13 protein-coding genes are annotated in these 14,079 nt (G+C 55.8%); 5 read left to right on the top strand and 8 right to left on the bottom strand.

Annotation, left to right across the window (positions count from 1 at the left end; genetic code table 11):
• The first annotated feature begins 20 nt into the window (after positions 1–20).
• A complete protein-coding gene (locus tag ACN0YD_RS00910; protein WP_417316755.1) occupies positions 21–974 on the top strand; it encodes a carbohydrate kinase family protein in 954 nt (317 codons plus the stop codon).
• Between the two features lie 86 nt (positions 975–1,060).
• Here the strand turns inward: ACN0YD_RS00910 and ACN0YD_RS00905 are convergent, their stop codons facing one another.
• The 7 genes from ACN0YD_RS00905 to ACN0YD_RS00875 all read right to left on the bottom strand — a co-directional run bounded on the left by ACN0YD_RS00905 (position 1,061) and on the right by ACN0YD_RS00875 (position 9,358).
• Complete coding sequence (locus tag ACN0YD_RS00905; RefSeq protein ID WP_417316754.1) at positions 1,061–1,471, bottom strand: F0F1 ATP synthase subunit epsilon; 411 nt, start codon at positions 1,469–1,471, stop codon at positions 1,061–1,063.
• Positions 1,472–1,498: 27 nt separating this feature from the next.
• Positions 1,499–2,920 (bottom strand): F0F1 ATP synthase subunit beta, encoded by a 1,422-nt coding sequence (gene atpD, locus ACN0YD_RS00900; RefSeq protein WP_417316753.1) that lies wholly within the window; start codon positions 2,918–2,920, stop codon positions 1,499–1,501.
• A 48-nt stretch (positions 2,921–2,968) separates the two neighbouring features.
• Positions 2,969–3,847 (bottom strand): F0F1 ATP synthase subunit gamma, encoded by an 879-nt coding sequence (locus ACN0YD_RS00895; RefSeq protein ID WP_417316752.1) that lies wholly within the window; start codon positions 3,845–3,847, stop codon positions 2,969–2,971.
• A gap of 41 nt (positions 3,848–3,888) precedes the next feature.
• Complete coding sequence (gene atpA, locus ACN0YD_RS00890; RefSeq protein ID WP_417318823.1) at positions 3,889–5,418, bottom strand: F0F1 ATP synthase subunit alpha; 1,530 nt, start codon at positions 5,416–5,418, stop codon at positions 3,889–3,891.
• Positions 5,418–5,978, bottom strand: a complete 561-nt coding sequence (locus ACN0YD_RS00885) for a F0F1 ATP synthase subunit delta (protein ID WP_417318821.1) — start codon at positions 5,976–5,978, stop codon at positions 5,418–5,420. Before ACN0YD_RS00885 ends, atpA begins: the two co-directional genes overlap by 1 nt.
• A 287-nt stretch (positions 5,979–6,265) precedes the next feature.
• Positions 6,266–7,153, bottom strand: coding sequence for a hypothetical protein (locus ACN0YD_RS00880; RefSeq protein ID WP_417316751.1), 888 nt, complete (start codon positions 7,151–7,153; stop codon positions 6,266–6,268).
• A gap of 18 nt (positions 7,154–7,171) precedes the next feature.
• Positions 7,172–9,358, bottom strand: a complete 2,187-nt coding sequence (locus tag ACN0YD_RS00875) for a primosomal protein N' (RefSeq protein ID WP_417316750.1) — start codon at positions 9,356–9,358, stop codon at positions 7,172–7,174.
• Positions 9,359–9,516: 158 nt separating this feature from the next.
• On the opposite strand from ACN0YD_RS00875, the gene fsa reads away from it, so the two are divergent.
• The 4 genes from fsa to ACN0YD_RS00855 all read left to right on the top strand — a co-directional run bounded on the left by fsa (position 9,517) and on the right by ACN0YD_RS00855 (position 13,585).
• Complete coding sequence (fsa, locus tag ACN0YD_RS00870; RefSeq protein ID WP_417316749.1) at positions 9,517–10,170, top strand: fructose-6-phosphate aldolase; 654 nt, start codon at positions 9,517–9,519, stop codon at positions 10,168–10,170.
• A 26-nt stretch (positions 10,171–10,196) separates the two neighbouring features.
• Positions 10,197–10,913: a DUF484 family protein gene (locus tag ACN0YD_RS00865; RefSeq protein ID WP_417316748.1), complete on the top strand. Its 717-nt coding sequence runs from the start codon at positions 10,197–10,199 to the stop codon at positions 10,911–10,913.
• Positions 10,883–11,839, top strand: coding sequence for a tyrosine recombinase XerC (locus tag ACN0YD_RS00860; protein ID WP_417316747.1), 957 nt, complete (start codon positions 10,883–10,885; stop codon positions 11,837–11,839). The genes ACN0YD_RS00865 and ACN0YD_RS00860 overlap by 31 nt, the downstream gene beginning before the upstream one ends.
• A 138-nt stretch (positions 11,840–11,977) precedes the next feature.
• Positions 11,978–13,585, top strand: coding sequence for a SulP family inorganic anion transporter (locus ACN0YD_RS00855; protein WP_417316746.1), 1,608 nt, complete (start codon positions 11,978–11,980; stop codon positions 13,583–13,585).
• Between the two features lie 42 nt (positions 13,586–13,627).
• Here ACN0YD_RS00855 and ACN0YD_RS00850 read toward each other — a convergent pair whose 3' ends face one another.
• Entirely contained in the window at positions 13,628–14,008 is a 381-nt protein-coding gene (locus ACN0YD_RS00850; RefSeq protein ID WP_417316745.1) for a hypothetical protein, read from the bottom strand.
• Positions 14,009–14,079: the final 71 nt, after the last annotated feature.

The raw sequence follows: 14,079 nt of genomic DNA, 5'->3' as shown, positions 1-14,079 counted from the left end.
AGTAAAAGGAAGAAGCCACCATGAAACTGGACAACAACGGAAAAATACTTGTTTGCGGCTCCATCGCCTATGACACCATCATGGTCTTCAACGGTCAGTTCAAGGGACATATCCTGCCGGACAAGGTTCATATGCTGAATGTGGCCTTCCGCGTCCCGGAAATGCGCCAGGAGTTCGGCGGCTGCGCCGGCAACATATGCTATAACCTGAGCCTGCTTGGCATCAAAGGTTTGCCTGTGGCCACTGTCGGAGAGGATTTCTGGTCCTATAAGAACTGGCTCGGCCGCAATAATATCCCGGACGAGAATATTCTCGAGATCAAGGAAAAATACACTGCCCAGGCCCATATCATCACCGACATGGACGATAACCAGATTACCGGCTTCCACCCGGGTGCCATGGACCAGTCCCACGAGGTTATTATCAAGGCGGACAATGATGTGGTCATGGGCGTGATCTCGCCGGACGGCCATGAAGGCATGAAGCGTCATACCAAACAGATGGCCGAGCTCGGCATTCCGATCCTGTTTGACCCGGGCCAGGAGGTTTCCTCCCTCAAGGGGGATGAACTGATGTGGTTGCTGGAACACAGCCGCTGGATGGTGCTCAATGATTATGAATGGCAGCTCTTTTCGGAAAAAACCCATATGAGTATCGAAGTGGCCACAGAGATGCTGGACGTGCTGATCATTACCAAAGGGGGAGAAGGGTCCGTCATTCATACAAAAGAGAATATATTCAATATTCCCAAAGTACCGACCGAGGACCCGGTTGATCCCACCGGTTGCGGTGATGCCTACCGGGCGGGAATCATCTATGGCCTGATGCACGGTCACGACTGGCCGACCACCGGACGCATCGCCAGCCTGATGGCGACCTATAAAATTTCCCACCGGGGTGCCCAGAACCATCATTTTACCATGGATCAGTTCCGCGACCATTTCGCCCGCCAGTTCATGGTGACCCTAGGTTAGTCAGTGTTGCCTAAAAGAAAAACCCCGCAGCCGGAACTGCGGGGTTTCTGTAATTTTCTATCCCGAAAGGATCAGGCCCGAAAGGATCAGGCGGCCAGTTCATCCAGTGCCGCCAGAAGAGCAACCAGCCGGTCGCGGGCTTTTTCAGCCCGGGCGCGCTGCAGGTCGTCTTTTGCATCGGCCACATCTTCATTGGCATCTTTCAGTTCGACTTCCAGAGTAGCCCGGTCAAGTTCGCCGGGAGCATAGGCTTCCTCGGCCAGAATAGTCAGGCCGTTGGGGTTGACCTCGGCAAAACCGCCGTGCACCAGAAGTTTCTTGCGCTCGCCACCGTCATGAACCTCGATGATGCCGGTTTTCAGGGTGGAAACCACCGGGGCATGATGAGCCATCACGCCAAAGTCGCCTTCGGACCCGGGCACCACCACCATGTCCGCATCCTCGGACAGAAGCAGCTTTTCAGGTGAAACCAGTTCGAAATGTATTTTGTCGGCCATTTCTGGCTCCTTTCAAACTTGTAAGTCTTATGCAGCCTCGGCAGCCATTTTCTTGGCTTTCTCGATGGCTTCCTCAATGGTGCCAACCATATAGAAGGCAGCTTCGGGAAGGTCATCATGTTCACCATTAACAATGGCTTTGAAGCCTTTGATGGTATCTTCCAGGGCCACGAATTTACCAGGTGCGCCGGTAAAGACCTCGGCCACATGGAACGGCTGGCTGAGGAAACGCTGCAGTTTACGGGCACGGGCCACAACCAGCTTGTCTTCCTCGGAAAGCTCATCCATGCCGAGAATGGCAATGATGTCCTGCAGGGATTTATATTTCTGCAGAGTTTCCTGTACCCGGCGGGCAACATCGTAATGTTCTTCACCCAGAACGTCAGCAGACAGAATACGTGAAGTCGAGTCCAGCGGATCCACGGCCGGGTAAATACCAAGCTCGGCGATCTGACGGCTCAACACGGTTGTCGCATCAAGGTGGGCAAAGGACGCGGCCGGGGCCGGGTCGGTCAGGTCATCGGCGGGCACGTAAATGGCCTGCACAGAAGTAATGGACCCTTTGTTGGTGGAGGTAATACGCTCCTGCAGGCCACCCATGTCGGTTGCCAGAGTGGGCTGATAACCCACAGCAGAAGGAATACGACCGAGCAGCGCGGACACTTCGGCGCCAGCCTGTGTAAAGCGGAAGATGTTATCGACGAAGAACAGCACGTCCTGGCCTTCCTGATCACGGAAATATTCCGCCAGGGTCAGACCGGTCAGGGCAACACGGGCACGGGCTCCCGGAGGCTCGTTCATCTGACCGTATACGAGGGCCGCTTTTGATTCCTTGCCTTCCAGATCAATAACGCCGGACTCGATCATTTCGTGGTACAGGTCGTTCCCTTCACGGGTACGTTCACCCACACCGGCGAACACGGAGTAACCACCGTGGCCTTTGGCGATGTTGTTGATCAGCTCCATGATCAGAACGGTCTTGCCCACACCGGCACCACCGAACAGACCAATTTTACCACCCTTGGCGTAAGGCGCCAGCAGGTCGACCACTTTAATCCCGGTTACCAGAACCTCGGCTTCCGTGGACTGGTCAACAAAGGCAGGGGCTTCGTTATGGATCGGTGCGACGCCTTTGGCGCCGATTTCGCCACGTTCATCGATCGGCTCACCGATCACGTTGATGATACGACCCAGCGTTTCGGGACCAACCGGCACACTGATCGGTGCGCCTGTATCCCTGGCTTCCTGACCGCGGACCAAACCGTCGGTGGAGTCCATGGCGATGGTACGCACGGTGTTCTCACCCAGATGCTGGGCGACTTCCAGAACCAGACGGTTGCCGGCGTTGTCAACTTCAAGTGCAGACAGGATGGCCGGCAGTTCATTGTCGAATTGTACGTCGACAACGGCACCAATCACCTGGCTGATACGACCTGTATTTTGTGTCATTTCCTTTAACTCCCGGGGCGCTTGTGCCCTCGCTCCAATTTAGCTCTATCAGAGCGCTTCCGCGCCCGAAATAATTTCAATCAGTTCATTGGTAATCACAGCCTGACGGCTGCGGTTATAGGTAGTCCTCAGCTTGTCGATCATCTCACCGGCATTACGGGTCGAACTGTCCATGGCCGTCATACGAGACCCTTCCTCGCTGGCGGCATTCTCCAGAAGACCGCGGAACATCTGCACACCCACGTTGCGCGGCAGAAGTTCTTCGAGAATATCTTTTTCGTCCGGTTCATAATCATACGCCGCACCACCAAGATCCGCTGTTTTCTCTTCGTCGAACGACGCCGGGATCAACTGCTGCCCGGTCACAATCTGCACCAGGGCAGACTGGAACTTGGCGTAAAACAGGGTGCAGACATCAAATTCACCGGCTTCGAACAATTCAAGAAGACGGTCTGCAATCGGCAACACATCGCCAAATCGCAGTTTTTTCACATGGGACATGTCGAAATGTTCGATCATGCGGGTTCCATATTCACGACGCAGGGCGCTACGACCCTTCTTGCCGATGGTGATGATTTTCACGTCTTTACCGTTTGCCAGCAGGGAAGAAATTTTCGCCCGGGCGCCTTTGACGATATTTGTATTGAAACCGCCGCAAAGACCACGTTCGGAAGTGGCGATCACCACCAGATGAACATCATCCTTGCCTGTACCGGCGAGCAGCTTCGGACCACCCTCCTGGCCTTTCATGCTCGCAGCCAGAGACCCCAGGACCAGCTCCATCCGCTCCGCATAGGGGCGGGCAGCCTCGGCAGCTTCCTGCGCCCGGCGCAGCTTGGAAGCCGCCACCATCTGCATGGCCTTGGTGATCTTCTGCGTGCTCTGCACACTTGCGATACGGTTTCTGAGGTCTTTAAGGTTAGCCATATTGACTTGTCCTTATCTTTCTCTGTTACGCTTTCCCGGCTTTAGACGAAGCTTTTCGCAAAGGCATCCAGAATGGATTTCAGCTTGTCAGTGGTTTCATCGGAAAGCTTGGCCTCAGTCCGGATCGTGTCCAGGACACCCTTGTGCTTGCTGTGCATTTCCGCCAGCAGAGTTTCCTCGAAGCGGCCAACGGCTGAAACCTCGATTTTATCGAGATAACCGTTCACACCGGCAAAGATGGACACTACCTGCTCTTCCACTGCCAGAGGCGAATACTGTGCCTGCTTCAGCAGTTCTGTCAGACGGGCACCACGATTCAGAAGTTTCTGTGTGGAAGCATCCAGGTCGGAACCAAACTGGGCAAAGGCGGCCATCTCACGATACTGGGCCAGTTCAAGTTTAATGGAACCGGCAACCTGTTTCATGGCTTTCACCTGGGCGGCAGATCCCACACGGGACACGGACAGACCCACGTTAATGGCCGGACGAATACCCTGGTAGAACAGTTCTGTCTCCAGGAAGATCTGGCCATCGGTAATGGAAATCACGTTGGTCGGAATATAGGCGGACACGTCACCGGCCTGGGTTTCAATAATCGGCAGCGCGGTCAATGAACCATTCCCAGCCGCATCACCCATTTTCGCGGCACGTTCCAGCAGACGGCTATGCAGGTAGAAAACGTCACCCGGATAAGCCTCACGTCCCGGAGGACGACGCAGCAGCAGGGACATCTGACGATAAGCCACAGCCTGTTTGGACAGATCGTCATGAACAATCAGGGCATGCATCGCATTGTCGCGGAAAAACTCACCCATGGCGGTCCCGGTATAGGGTGCCAGGAACTGCAGCGGGGCAGGCTCGGAAGCGGTCGCGGCAACCACGATGGAATATTCCATGGCGCCTTTTTCTTCCAGGGCCTTCACGATCTGGGCAACGGTGGAGCGCTTCTGACCCACAGCCACATAAATGCAGTAAAGCTTCTTGCTTTCGTCGTCGCCGGCGTTGATGTCCTTCTGGTTCAGGAAGGCATCGATGGCAACGGCAGTTTTACCGGTCTGACGGTCGCCAATGATCAGCTCGCGCTGGCCACGGCCGATCGGCACCAGGGCGTCAACGGCTTTGAGGCCGGTCTGCACCGGCTCGTGCACGGATTTACGCGGAATAATACCCGGCGCTTTTACTTCCATACGGGTACGGGTCACATCGGTCAGCGGGCCTTTGCCGTCAATGGGGTTACCCAGGGCGTCAACAACGCGGCCCAGCAGGCCTTTGCCGACCGGCACGTCCACGATGTTACCTGTACGCTTAACAGTGTCACCTTCTTTAATGGTGCTGTCGTCACCGAAAATAACGACCCCCACGTTGTCGGCTTCCAGGTTAAGCGCCATACCCTGAATATTGCCGGGAAATTCAACCATTTCACCGGCCTGTACATTATCCAGACCATATACACGAGCAATACCGTCACCTACGGACAGCACTTTACCAACTTCAGATACTTCAGCTTCCTCACCGAAATTGGCAATCTGCTCTTTCAAGATCTTGGAAATTTCCGCTGCACGGATGTCCATCATCCAACCTCTTTCATAGATTCTTCAAGATTAGCAAGTTTAGTTTTCAGTGAGCTGTCGATCATACGGGAACCAATATTGACAACCATGCCGCCAAGCAGACTTTCGTCTACGTCGGTTTCCACATTCACGTCACGTCCAACCATGGATTTGAGTTTGGCTTTCAGAGCATCAAGCTGGTCCTTGGACAGTTTATGCGCCGTCACCACGGAGGCATTGACTTCACCTTTATGGTGAGCCAGCTGCCGGGAAAATTCTTTGATAATATTTTTCAACTGGTCCAGACGACGGTTGTTGGCCACAACCGCCAGAAAATTCTGCACCAGTTTACCGAGCCCGGCCTTGTCCGCAACTGCTGCCATGGCCCTTCCCTGCTCTTCGCGGGAAAAGACGGGGCTTTGCGTCAGGTTGGTAAGCTCGGCGCTTTCAATAAGGAGCGCTTCCAGGGTGGCAAGATCCTTAGCCACATCGTCCAGCGCATTTGCTTCTTTGGCGAGATCAAAAAGCGCTACCGCATAGCGGCCTGCAAGACCTGAAATGGTCAGCTTTTCGGAAGCAATGTTTGAGGATAGTTCAGATGACACCTGGTCTTCCTTGACTTGTTATTAAACTCTGGCCCCTCACGGGGTTTGGGGACCTGATCTGGCCCGGCTGCACAACCCCATGCGGTAGTTAAAAATTTCTAACGCGCGGGTTTACCTAGCACAGTGATCCTATGTGTGCAAGCCACCTTTTGGCCGCGCAGTTACGATTTTTGGAATTTATACAAAATTACACCGGAAATGGAGCCGCTCTGCGACGGAACAGCCGGAAAGGAACAGTTGAAACCCCCTGCATCCTCTGGGTTTCAGTCGCCATTCCCGGTGGACCTGAACATCCGGGCATAAGCGATCAGGCGATCCCTCGGCCACAGCAGATAATAAACCCGCGGGGTATATTTCCCCGTCTCAAAAAGGGTGCGCCGGGTGGCCGAACGGATCAGAGCACCAGAATCGGCTCCCTGGTCACAGAAATAGTATATTTTGGCGCCATTTTTTTCCGGAATCTCCCTTAAATAGGCCAGTTTTGGGCTGATTCCGGTAATTTCCGGGTCAAAAAACCAGGCATGACGCATCAAGCCTTTCATATCCGGGTTCAGCTCCAGAATTTCGCTGGTGATCCTGTAGAACTCTTCCCAGCCTTCCGGTGTGAATTGCTTCACATTGGCCATATGCATATGAACGGTCAGCAGCGGCTCCCGCCCCTTCAGGCCGAACAGCAACATGGAAACCAGACCGAAAAACTGCCCCGGTCCTTTTCTGACAAGCAGACGGCGCGGCACACCGGAAACCTGTAAAAGACCCGGCCCCGCCGGAATCAGGCGGCCGGTGGTGATGGCGACATCCTTGACAAAAATGTCATTGTCCCAGCCGCAGGAAAATGCCTCCTCCCGGAGAGTTCGCCGGATACGATCGAACTCCGCTTCATATAAACATGTCAGGGAGGCAGGTGCCTTGAGAAACAATCGGTCCATCCGGAAAGTTTCCAGCAAGCGGGACATCAAAAGACGATGGAAGGGAATACAATCCTTAAGACCCGTCTCCCCGTAAAATGCCTCAACCTCGGGACCGAGATACTGATATTTCATATCGGCTGGAATGGCGTGCAGGTGCGTCACAAGCCGGTCAAGAAAGCGGTTGACCTCGTCAGCAGAAAGGCCCCGGTCCCGTTCAATGCTGTCATAAAATTCCTGCATGCGCCCCATCCTTCTGCCCTAGAAGAAGCTGACGGGATCAATATCCGCCTGCACCCTGACGGCACCGACAGGTTTCACACTGTCCAGCCATCTTCTCAATATATTCTGGATATTAACTGTCTTTTCCGTTTTCACTAGCAACCTGTACCGGTGTTGCCCCCTGAGAAAGGCCAGCGGAGCAGGTGCCGGGCCCAGAATCTGCACACCCGCCATCTTCGGGGCTGCCCGGGCAAGCTGTCGGGCCGTCGTCACCACAGTGTTGTAATCGGCACCGGAAAGAATCACCGCGGCCAGGCGGCCGAAGGGCGGCATGCCCTGCTGTTCGCGCGCATTTGCTTCCTGTTCAAGAAAATTGTCCCGGTCGCCGCTGACCAGGGCATCTATGACCGGATGTTCAGGCATGAAGGTCTGGAACAGCACAGTGCCCGGCTTTTCCGCCCGGCCGGCGCGCCCGGCCACCTGTTCCAGTTGCTGCCAGGTGCGCTCCGCCGCCCGCATATCACCGCCGGAAAGACCCAGATCTGCGTCCACCACCCCGACAAGGGTCAGGTTCGGGAAATGATAGCCCTTGGTGACAATTTGCGTACCGATGACAATATCCACCTCGTGCCGGACAATGGATGCCACGGTCTCGCGAATCTCCGCCGGGGTGGAAAGCTCGTCACTGGCCATGACCGCAAGCCGGGCCTCGGGGAACAGTTTTTCCACTTCCTCTGCCACTCGCTCAACGCCGGGCCCGCAAGCCACAAGGCTGTCTTCACTTTCACATTCAGGACAGTGTTTCGGCTTGCCCATCCAGTGACCGCAGTGATGGCACTGCAACTTTCCAGTCTTTTTATGTTCCACCAGCCAGGCGGAACAATGGGGACACTGGATCCGGTGACCACAGGTCCGGCACAGGGTCAGCGGCGCATATCCCCGCCGGTTCAGATAAAGCAGGGATTGCTCCCCTCGGCCGAGGTTTTGTTTCAGAGCTTCCCTGAGCGGATCGGACAACCATTCGCCGCTGGCCGGGGGATATTTCCTCATGTCAATGGCCTGCATGTCCGGCATTTCCGCCGGGCCGTGCCGTTCACCCAGATAGAGCCAGTCATATTTACCGTTCTGGGCATTAACCAGGGTTTCCAGAGACGGTGTGGCAGAGGCAAGAATAACAGGACAGTCTGACTGGTGGGCGCGCACCACGGCCATATCACGCCCGTGGTAAAAAACACCGTCTTCCTGCTTGAAGGTGGGACTGTGTTCCTCATCCACCACAATAAGGGACAGGTTTTGAAACGGCAGGAACAGGGCAGATCGGGCGCCAACAATGACCCGGACGTTACCCTGGATCACTCCCCACCAGGCGCGGCGGCGCTGGGCCGGAGTCAGTTCCGAATGCCAGATGACCGGTTCCTCGCCGAAGCGATCCCTGAAGCGGTCCAGCCACTGGGCGGTCAGGGCAATTTCCGGTACAAGCACCAGAATCTGGTTGCCCGGTTTCAACAGAGCCTCATGCACGGCTTCAAAATAAACCTCGGTTTTACCGGCGCCGGTCACCCCCTCCAGCAGGCTGGCCTGGAATTTGTCCCGGCGCACCAGGGCGCGGAAGTGATCCCCCGCCCGCTCCTGTTCTTTTGATAATTTTGGCGCCGAAACCGTTACATCCGGTTCGGGAAAAAGGTCTTCGCCCTTTATTTCCACCGCCGTCATCTGACCGGCCTTGATCATGCCGCGGATCACCCCTTCGCCGGTGCCCGCCAAGTCACACCAATCCTTCACAGACAGCGGCATATCGCCAACCGCCACCTCATATACTTTTTTACGGGCGGCTGTCAGGTCATCGGGGTTTCCGACCGACAGGCGATAAACCGTGCGGCTTTTGGCCTGCTCGAAAGCCCGGGGCACGGATACCGCCATTTTCAGCACCGCACCGGGCAGCGAAAGGCTATAGGCCGCCACCCAGTCAATGAATTTCATCAGGCTTTCGGGCAGGGCGGGAAGGTCAAACCGGCCGTAGATATGCTTCAGCCGATCCTCGGGCACGTCGGAAGGTGGCGGATCGCAGGACCAGACCACACCCTGAAGCCGTTTGGAGCCCAGCGGCACCTCGACAAAATCGCCTTCCCTGAGGGGCAGGTCTTCAGGCGACAGATAGTCCAGCACCCCCTGCAGCGGCAGGGGCAGTAATACCTGTACACGTCTGGACGGAAATAATGTGGTCACCGATGTTCCCTGTCGGGTGTTATTCTTTTGAAATCTCCCGGTCACTATATGATATTATACGGATTGGGCAACAACGGGGTTGCGTTGACGGTCAATTCAGGGTACCGACAGGACAGGACTGACAAGGTTTATTAGCATTCTGAAGAGGGTATGAAACAATGAAATTTTTTCTCGACACCGCCGAGATTGATGACATCCGCGAACTGGCCGCCAGCGGCCTTGTCGACGGCGTCACCACCAATCCGTCGCTGATCATGAAATCCGGTCGGGACATCTTTGAAGTCACCAAGGAAATCTGTGATGCTGTTGACGGACCGGTCAGCGCGGAAGCCACAGCACTTGATTATGACGGTATCCTCAGGGAAGCAGACAAGCTTTATGACATTTCCGACCAGATCACCCTGAAAGTGCCGCTGACCGTAGACGGTCTTAAGGCCTGCAAGCATTTCACCTCCCAGGGCAAGATGGTCAATGTGACCCTGTGCTTCTCTGCCTCACAGGCTCTGCTTGCTGCAAAGGCCGGCGCCACATTCATTTCCCCCTTCATCGGCCGTCATGACGACATTTCCCAGGATGGTATGGCCCTGATCGAGGATATCCGGGTGATTTACGACAATTACAACTTCAGCACCGAAATTCTCGTGGCCAGCATCCGGCATCCCCTGCATGTGGTGGATGCGGCGCGTATCGGCGCCGATGTCGCAACTATTCCGCCGGCAGTGATGCACAAACTGTTCAGGCATCCGCTGACCGACAGTGGACTGGAAGCCTTCCTGAAAGACTGGGAGAAAACCGGACAATCCATCGCCTGAGGACCAGATATCTCCGGAAAGGGAACATGGCTGAGAAACTGAGCAACAGCGAAGACGAGATGACTGCTGAACAAGTCCGGGACTGGCTGAAACGCCATCCCGACTTTCTGGTGGAAAATCCAGACCTCCTAACCATTCTCACCCCGCCCTTCCGCCCGTCCAGCGGCGATCGTGTGGTGGATTTCCAGCAGGTAATGCTGGAAAGGCTGCAACAGGAAATCGGGGAACTGAAGGATTTTCATTCCTCTCTGATTGACGCCAGCCGCAATAACATGTCGACCCAACAGCAGGTCCACACGGCAGCCCTGGCCCTGATGCAGGCGAACAGCATTGATGAAATCAGCCATCTTCTGGTCAGCGACTGGCCGCAGATGCTTTCGGTCGATGTGATCGCCGTTTGTTTCGAGGACGGGCATGATCTGAAAACGCCGCCCCTGCCCGAAGCCCGGACCCTGAAAAAGGGACAGGTAGACACCCTCCTTGGCCGGGAAGACGCCTGCCTGCTGCGCGGCGATGTGGAGGTCCTAGAAGAAATTTTCGGCCCGGCCACGGAACTGATCAAGGCGGAAGCCCTGATCCGCATTCCGGCAACGGACTGTTATCCGATAGGGCTTCTGGCCTTTGGCAGCCGGGACCCGGACATGTTCACCCCCGGTCAGGGCACTGAACTTTTACGCTTCCTTGAGGCCGCATTTGGCCTATACTTGCAAAGATGGATGAAACAGGCCCCCTCGACGAACTGATTTTCCCCAAACTGCGCCCGCTGGTGCGCGGCTGGCATGACTATCTGAAATCGGAAAAGCGGGTCTCCCCCCATACCCTGGAGGCCTATATGCGGGATCTGGGGCAGTTCCTGACCTTCCTGACCCGTCATCTCGGCAACTTTCCCACAGAACAGGACCTGGCCGATCTGAAAGCCATGGATTTCAGGGCCTTTCTTGCGGACCGGCGGCGACATGATGTCAGTCCGGCGACCATTGCCCGGGCCCTTAGCGCCCTCAGGGCCTTTTATAAGTACTGCCGACGCAACAATATCCTGTTCAATGATCATATTGATTCCGTACGCTCCCCCAAACTGCCCAAAAGATTGCCGCGCCCGCTGGACGAAGCAGCGGCCCGGCGCACCCTGGCCGAAGTGGGGGACTTTTCCGCCATTTCTCCGGGCGACTGGGTCGCGATCAGGGACACGGCGGTTATCACCCTGCTTTATGGCAGCGGGCTCAGGATTTCGGAAGCACTCAACCTGAATGTGGAAGACTGGCCGGAAGACGATATGCTCCGGGTATTGGGCAAACGCAATAAGGAACGCCTTGTGCCGCTGGTTCCGGCCGTGCAAAAAGCCGTGGAAAAATATCGTCAGGCCTGCCCCTGGCCCCTTGACGAGGGACCTCTGTTTGTCGGTGTGCGCGGCGGACGGCTCAATGCCCGCACAGTACAGCTTGCGGTTCAGAAAGTACGGGAAGCGCTTGGCCTGCCGCCCTCGGCCACACCCCATGCGCTTCGCCACAGCTTCGCCACCCATTTGCTCACCGCCGGTGGCGACCTGCGCACCATTCAGGAACTTCTGGGTCACGCCTCTCTCGCCACCACCCAGCATTATACCGATGTGGACACCGCCTATCTGATGGATGTCTATAATAACACCCACCCGGGCGCCCGGGACAAATGACAGTCAGGTCGTAGCCGGTACCGAACTATTTTTTATCACACAATTTAATTGTATAAACAGTCTAACAACAGTATTATTATGCCATTGCCTGTCATTTTCCGACATGCTGTTTTTTTACTTATATTGATTGTTCATACCATGAAAGATATTTTCAGGGAGGTCATTCCCCGTTCCTCCACGGCCCTGCGTCAGGATATTTTTGCCGGGGTCACCGCCGCCATTGTCGCCCTGCCGCTGGCACTGGCATTTGGCGTCGCTTCCGGTATTGGTCCCACCGCAGGACTATACGGCGCCATCACCCTCGGTTTTTTCGCCAGCCTGCTTGGCGGCACCCCGCTGCAGATTTCAGGCCCCACCGGCCCTATGACAGTGATCATGGCCGGCCTGGTGGTCAGCTACGGCGCCAACCCCCATGTTCTGTTCACCATTGTTATCCTGTCCGGACTGTTCCAGGGACTTTTCGGCATACTCAGGCTCGGCGCCTATGTGAACTATGTACCGATGCCGGTGGTTTCCGGTTTCATGTCAGGAATCGGCTGCATTATCATCATCATGGAGCTTCTGCCGGTGCTGGGGGACTATTCCGCCCACCAGGGCATCCCCGATGCAATTACCTCCATTCCCCGTGCCATTACAAATCTTGATCCGGTTTCTCTTGGCCTCGGTGCGCTGTCCCTGGCCATTACCCTGATCACGCCAAAGAGTATCAGTCGTTATGTCCCCTCGACCCTGCTGGCGCTGATTGTCGGCACCTCCCTTGCCGTGTTCCTGTTCCCGGATCTTAAAACCATCGGCGAGATTGCCACCGGCCTGCCGTCGCTGACCAGTATCTCCATTCCTTTCAGCGCCCTGCCGGGCATTGTCACCGGCGCCTTCATGCTGGCCCTGCTGGGCTCCATCGACAGTCTGCTGACCTCGACCGTCGCGGACAGGCTGACCAGAACCAGTCACCAGTCAGACCGGGAACTGATTGGACAGGGGATCGGCAATGCCCTTGCCGGATTGCTGGGCGGTCTGCCCGGGGCCGGCGCGACCATGCGCACGGTGATCAATATCAATTCCGGCGCCCAAAGCCGCCTGTCCGGCATGGTGCATGCGATGACACTTCTTCTGATCGTGCTGTTTGCTGCCGACCTGGCCAGCCATATCCCGCTGACGGTGCTGGCCGGTATCCTGCTGAAAGTGGGCCTGGATATCCTGGACTGGGATTTCATCCGCCGGCTTAAAGTCTGGCGCGGCGATAAGATTTTTCTGATGCTGGCGGTCCTGTTGCTGACCGTCTTTTCCGATCTGGTGACCGCCATCGGACTCGGACTGATTCTGTCGCATATGATCTATTCCCGCATGATGAACCAGGCCCAGCTCCGCCATATCCATCTGTTCGAGGAAAACGAAGAAGCCCAGCCCGGCGACAGCAATGTCATCCAGCTGGAGACCTCCGCAAATGGTGGAAAGGGTGTCACCCTCCGGCTCTCGGGTTCACTCAGCTACAGCATCAACAGGGACCTCACAAGACTCCTCAACGAGGCCCTTGCGAGCTATGACAAAATTACCCTGGATTTAAGTGATGTGGACTCCCTGGACATCAGCCTGGCGGTGGGCATGGAAAGCATCCTGCGCGGTGTGCCGGAAAAAAGGGACGTCATATATGTAAAGCTGGGAGAGGGTGAGGTCAGCGATCTTTTGCAGGGCATCGGCTTCCTGGATCTGATTAAACCGGAAAACCTGCATATCCAGAGCACCTGACGGGCTTCGGTGGCATATGGTCAGGGTCAGGCCCGTTTACCGTCAGAGCCTCTCTATAACCCCCGAAGACACATAGGGCAGGGCATCGATATTTTCGTGCTTGTTATTGACGGCAAAATACTGCCCCCCGAAAATCATCACCCCCAGGTTCCGGAATGTGGTATTCCGATAACTGTCCAGCCGCTGTCCCTGATGCAGCGGCAGCAGAACCACCCGCTCAACAGAGCGGTCCTGACCGATAGCCCCGGGCGCCAGGGGCGGCTCAAGCCTGACCACATAGGCCACTTTGTCGCTTTTGCCCCGATCGGCTGACATGCTGACAAATTCCTGCTGCAAAAAACAGGCATGTCGACGGCTCTCATCGCCGTTGGTGAACAGCAGATGGAAATCCGGTTTTTGTTTTCTCCTGAACAGTTTGATCATCGGCTCCCCACAGAATATAACGATGACAACAGGTTAGCCTCTAAATTCCAAAATCGCCATAAAATAAAAGC

Origin of the sequence: Emcibacter sp. (assembly GCF_048269205.1) — a bacterium.
Lineage (GTDB): Bacteria > Pseudomonadota > Alphaproteobacteria > Sphingomonadales > Emcibacteraceae > Emcibacter.
The sequence above is the reverse complement of the archived record's forward strand: the minus strand, read 5'-3'. Positions and strand labels throughout refer to the sequence as shown.